Origin of the sequence: Aggregatibacter kilianii, assembly GCF_003129965.1 — a bacterium.
In the GTDB taxonomy this organism is placed as follows: domain Bacteria; phylum Pseudomonadota; class Gammaproteobacteria; order Enterobacterales; family Pasteurellaceae; genus Aggregatibacter; species Aggregatibacter kilianii_A.
On record NZ_NRCJ01000027.1, the window covers coordinates 1 to 4797 of the forward strand.

Below are 4797 nucleotides of genomic sequence, written 5' to 3' on the forward strand. Positions count from 1 at the left end.
ACCTGCTTAAATGCCACGACGTTTTATTGTTGCCCCATTCAAGCAACATTCGAGAAAAAGCCAGAAATCTTTTGTTAGAAAACAAAAGCGTTCTTTCTCCGTCATTACGTTTATAGGCTCCGGTCGAGCCTATGGACGGTTAAACGGTTTTGCCCTACGGGACGTATGGACAAAATGTGAATAGCCTGATGGATAACTTGCTGGACAACCGCAAGCGGATTGCCCACAAGTTACCGCACAGGCTACCGCTAACGCTTTCACAATTTGCCCACACTCAAAACCTACCGCCCACGGTCTCTCGGTCGCTAATAATAGTTTTTTTATTTTTGGTTTTTTCAAAGGCTCACTACGTTCGCCTAATAAAACGAAGTCGCCTATCGGCTCCCAGTCTGTATAGTATCACTCTTGGGGCTTTGGTATACTATTGTCTAAATTTAGTAGCTAGGACACACAAAGGGGACTGCAGGGCAGTTACCTTATGTGCCTAGCAAAGGGGATAAATCCCCCTTGACCCCCAAGCAAAATTACACAGTAATTTTGCTCAATAGCGATGAACGGAGATACTAAATGCAACGAACTAAAGAGATCAAAATAAGACTGACTGATAGCGAACATAGCGAGCTGATGAGCAAAAAAACGAAAGCACGGCTTGCAGAATGGATTAGAGATAGTGTCTTAACAGGCGTATCACAACGCCAAATTAAGGCGGCAGACTCTAAGCTATTGTTCGAACTGAACCGCATAGGAGTAAACCTGAACCAAATCGCACGCCAATGCAACAGCCAAAAACCGAGCATTGACCTTGTTAGCGTGTTGGCTACCTTGCGAAACATTGAAAAAAAACTCAATGAAATACGAGAAAACGCCCTATGATCGTCAAATTTTTTAAGAAACGTAGCAAGGGCAAGCCTAGTAGTTGCAAGGCTTGCGTGGATTATTTGCTGAATAAGCCTGACGACACCGCCAAAATCTTGCAGGGTGATCCCCGACTATCGCAACACATAGCGGACAGCCTAGATTTTAAAAACACTTACACCGCAGGTTGTCTATCCTTTGAAGAAAAAGACCTACCTGAAAATCAAAAGCGTGAAATTATGGCACGCTTTGAAAAGGCAATTTTTGCAGGGCTTTCCCCTGAACAATACAACATTTCATGGGTACAGCACACGGACAAGGGGCGACTTGAATTAAATTTCGTTATCCCTAACGTTGAATTAACGACAGGAAAACGCCTACAACCCTACTACGACAGGGCAGATCGCCCACTTGCTGAAAACTTCAAGCAGGTAATCAACCACGAATACGCCTTGACCGACCCAAACGCCCCCGCCAAAAAGCAAAATATGGTAACTAAGCAAGAATTACCTAGCGATAAAAAACAGGCTTTACAGGCGATTACGGACGGTTTAACGGCGTTAGCCACCGCAGGGCATATAAACGACCGTCAGGACGTTATAAACGCCCTAAAAACCGCAGGCTTTGAAATAGCACGCATTACACCTAGAAACATCTCAATCAAAACAGACGGGCAGAATTTACGCCTAAAAGGGGCTTTCTATGAGCAAGATTTTAGATTTAGCACAGACCTTTCAGCAAACATCGAAGAAAGAGCTAGAAACTACAAACGAGATAGTTCAGACCGCTATCAAACAGCACGAACAAAACTTGATAGAGCAATTACAGCACGCCAACAAGAATTTAGCCGAAAATATCCAAATCGAGCAGGCGAAATTGATAAAAAATACCGTGAAAATGTATCGATTTCCGACCATTATCGCAGGGACAATATTAGCCTTGATAGCGATAACCGCAGGGCTTTTGACGTGGCAAGCCAAAACAGCTTATCAAGAGATGACCGAATGGCAACACTCAGCCGAAATAGCCAAAGAACAGAGTGGGGGGATAAAACTAACTACTTGCCAAACGGACAAAGGGATCAAACCTTGCGTAGCGGTGGACAAGGATTTAATGGGGAAAACGTGGGGCGACAATTTGAAAATTTTGGAAGTCCACGAAACGAAAAAGGGGAAAAAATAAATGGCGACCGAAATCGAAGTGATGTTAGAAAACACCTTGAAAATCTTGCTAGAACAGCAAGAGAACGAACGCAAGGCTTTATCAGCAGAATTAGAGAATTTGCGAACAGAAAACGCCCTGATCATTCAGCAATACAACGAAATCAGCAGGCAATTAGAGACATTGCAGGCTTTAATCAACAGGTTGAAAAAGTAATCAAACAACGACAAAAACAGCGTAGCAAGGGAATGAGCCTTTAAATACCAAAGCCCGAAAAGGAATTTTCGGGCTTGTAATACTATCCTAGGCTATTCAGCATTTTCACAATAGATTTTCCTATTGCTGTAGCAAAATTTACAGGAACAGCATTTCCTATTTGCTTATAAATCTGCGTTATTGTCCCTTTAAAAACCCAATCATCAGGAAATGTTTGGATTCTTGCATATTCTCTTGTTGTTAGGGGTCTATTCTCACTTGGGTGGCATCGTTCAGTTTGTTTTTGTGCTGGTGAACAGGTTAATGTTAAGGATGGCTCGTTCCAAGATAAACGTCTAGCCATTCCTGTTTTTCCACCACCTAAATGAAAACTCCCTTTCATATATTCCATTTGTAGTTCTATAGGAAGATCTCTCCAATATCCACCTTCAGGAACAAAAGACATAATTTCTTCTTTACGAGAAGGGTATTTTTGCCCCAAAGATTCTGGAACATCAGAATCATATAGCTCGCCTTTTTTTAAAGCGTCCTTTACAGTAACAACCTTTTTAAAAAATGAAGGCGGTTCAAACATAACATTATTTGCTAAATCATTTCTTACACCAATTAGAATTAGTCGCTCTCGCTTTTGGGGAACGTTATACATCATTATCTTATATACATTATATTCAACAACTGTATACCCAGAATCTTCAATAAACTCTATGATTTTCGACAACGTCTTTCCATTATTATCGGTCTGTAACCCTTTCACATTCTCAGCAAGAAATATTTTAGGTTTTATCTCTCTAATAGCTCTTATCATTTCAAAAACAAGAGTTCCACGAATATCATCCAACCCTAATTTTTTCCCCGCATAAGAAAACGGCTGACAAGGGAAACCACCAGTTAATAAATCAACCTTCCCTTCAAACTCAGTAAAATCAATATGAGAAATATCACCTTGAACTACATTCCAATTCGGTCTATTGGCTTTAAGTGTCTCACAAGGAGCTTTTTCAAGTTCATTAAGCATTATGGACTTAAACCCTGCTTTTTCTAGACCTAAAGCTAAGCCACCACCACCCGCAAATAATTCAACTAGGCTATAATCTTTAATTGGCTCGATAGACATATGTTCATCCCATTTTGAGTTGAACATTTTCTGAAACTCAGGAAATGATTCTAGTTGTTTTCTTGTATATGGTTTCTGGTGTTTGTCTGGGTCGAGTTCAGGAACAAGTTTACCGTTATTAGCCCAACTACTGACATTACACTTTGAGACTGAAAGAACATCAGCAATAGTTTCTGCTGAAAAAAATAAATCCATAGAATACCTTCATTTTCAACTAAATATGATGATTATACTGAGTTGATTATGTGAGGTCCAGCATTTTTAAGGAAAAAATATGACATTTGATCGTAAAAAAATTAAAGACGTTCTTAAACCTTTAGTCAAAGAAACCCTAAACACAGAAAGCGATAAAGCAGATCTTAGACGAAACACAATTGATGTGTTCTCTCAGGCTTTAGAATGCACAATATTAAATATAACAAGAGAAGAATGGGAGCAAAGAGAACTCACTAGACAGGCTCAAAAAACCTTACAGAATAAAATTGGGGAATTACATCAAAAAATCTTAGGAACTATCGATGGAGTACAAGATTTAGGAGTGGGAGAAATCGTTGATTTAAAAGGACCAAAATTTATTGCTGAAGTAAAAAATAAACACAATACAACTAAGGGGAATCATAAAGTTGCTATTTATGATGACTTGGAGAAATGCTTATCAGACGCCGACGAAAATACCATTGGCTATTATGTGGAAATCTTACCACCTAATGGTAAGTCATACGATAAACCATTTACCCCATCAGACAACAAAACAAGTACTAAACGACCTGAAAATGACAGGATCAGACAAATAGATGGGAAAACCTTTTATGAAAAGGTTACAGGGAACTCAAATGCCTTGGAAGAGCTTTATCAAATGCTACCAGAAATTACAGCTGAAATTATCAAGGAAGAATTTAATGAAGAACGAGACATTTCTGATAGTCTTTCAAAAGACGAATTTGATTTCATCTACAAAAATAAAAAATAAATACTAAAAAGGAAAAGGGCGTAGATTTTGACATCTACGCCCTTTTCCTATAATCTTGTTTATGCGTTCTTTGCTATGACAAGACCCTAGACAAGTCAAATCATAGCAAAGGGTAGCTAGGTATGCAAGCGAAAACGCTTTCAGAACAGTCACTACTACCAAAAAACCATTCAACGACTGCCCCACTTAACAAGAAACGCACCCCTTAAATTAGACGGTCTTCAGCTCGGACTGCGGAAGCATAAACAGGCGATGAAGTGATAACGTCCCTAGAACGAAATCTAGGCTCTGTCTCCGTTTCGTACCACGGTTAGAAAGGCGAAAGCCCCAAGAAATACAGCGTACACCTGATAAGCGAGATTTAAGGTAATCAGCGAAATTCTAATAGGGTCTAGAATTTCCAAACCTGCTTAAATGCCACGACGTTTTATTGTTGCCCCATTCAAGCAACATTCGAGAAAAAGCCAGAAATCTTTTGTTA

The 4797-nt window shown here is 39.6% G+C and carries 4 protein-coding genes; 3 read left to right on the top strand and 1 reads right to left on the bottom strand.

Going from position 1 to position 4797, the window contains the following annotated elements; translation table 11 throughout:
• Window positions 1-567 precede the first annotated feature (567 nt).
• Together DK430_RS12970 and DK430_RS13505 are read left to right on the top strand one after the other, a co-directional pair.
• Window positions 568-873, top strand: a complete 306-nt coding sequence (locus DK430_RS12970; RefSeq protein WP_109079464.1) for a MobC family plasmid mobilization relaxosome protein — start codon at window positions 568-570, stop codon at window positions 871-873.
• Window positions 870-2276 (top strand): relaxase/mobilization nuclease domain-containing protein, encoded by a 1407-nt coding sequence (locus DK430_RS13505; protein WP_109079465.1) that lies wholly within the window; start codon window positions 870-872, stop codon window positions 2274-2276. The genes DK430_RS12970 and DK430_RS13505 overlap by 4 nt, the downstream gene beginning before the upstream one ends.
• 38 nt (window positions 2277-2314) lie before the next feature.
• Here the strand turns inward: DK430_RS13505 and DK430_RS12980 are convergent, their stop codons facing one another.
• Window positions 2315-3541 (bottom strand): DNA cytosine methyltransferase, encoded by a 1227-nt coding sequence (locus DK430_RS12980; RefSeq protein WP_109079466.1) that lies wholly within the window; start codon window positions 3539-3541, stop codon window positions 2315-2317.
• Window positions 3542-3620: 79 nt separating this feature from the next.
• Between DK430_RS12980 and DK430_RS12985 the strand changes: the two genes are divergently transcribed.
• On the top strand, window positions 3621-4316 hold the full coding sequence (locus DK430_RS12985; RefSeq protein ID WP_109079467.1) for an Eco47II family restriction endonuclease: 696 nt from the start codon (window positions 3621-3623) through the stop codon (window positions 4314-4316).
• Window positions 4317-4797 lie beyond the last annotated feature (481 nt).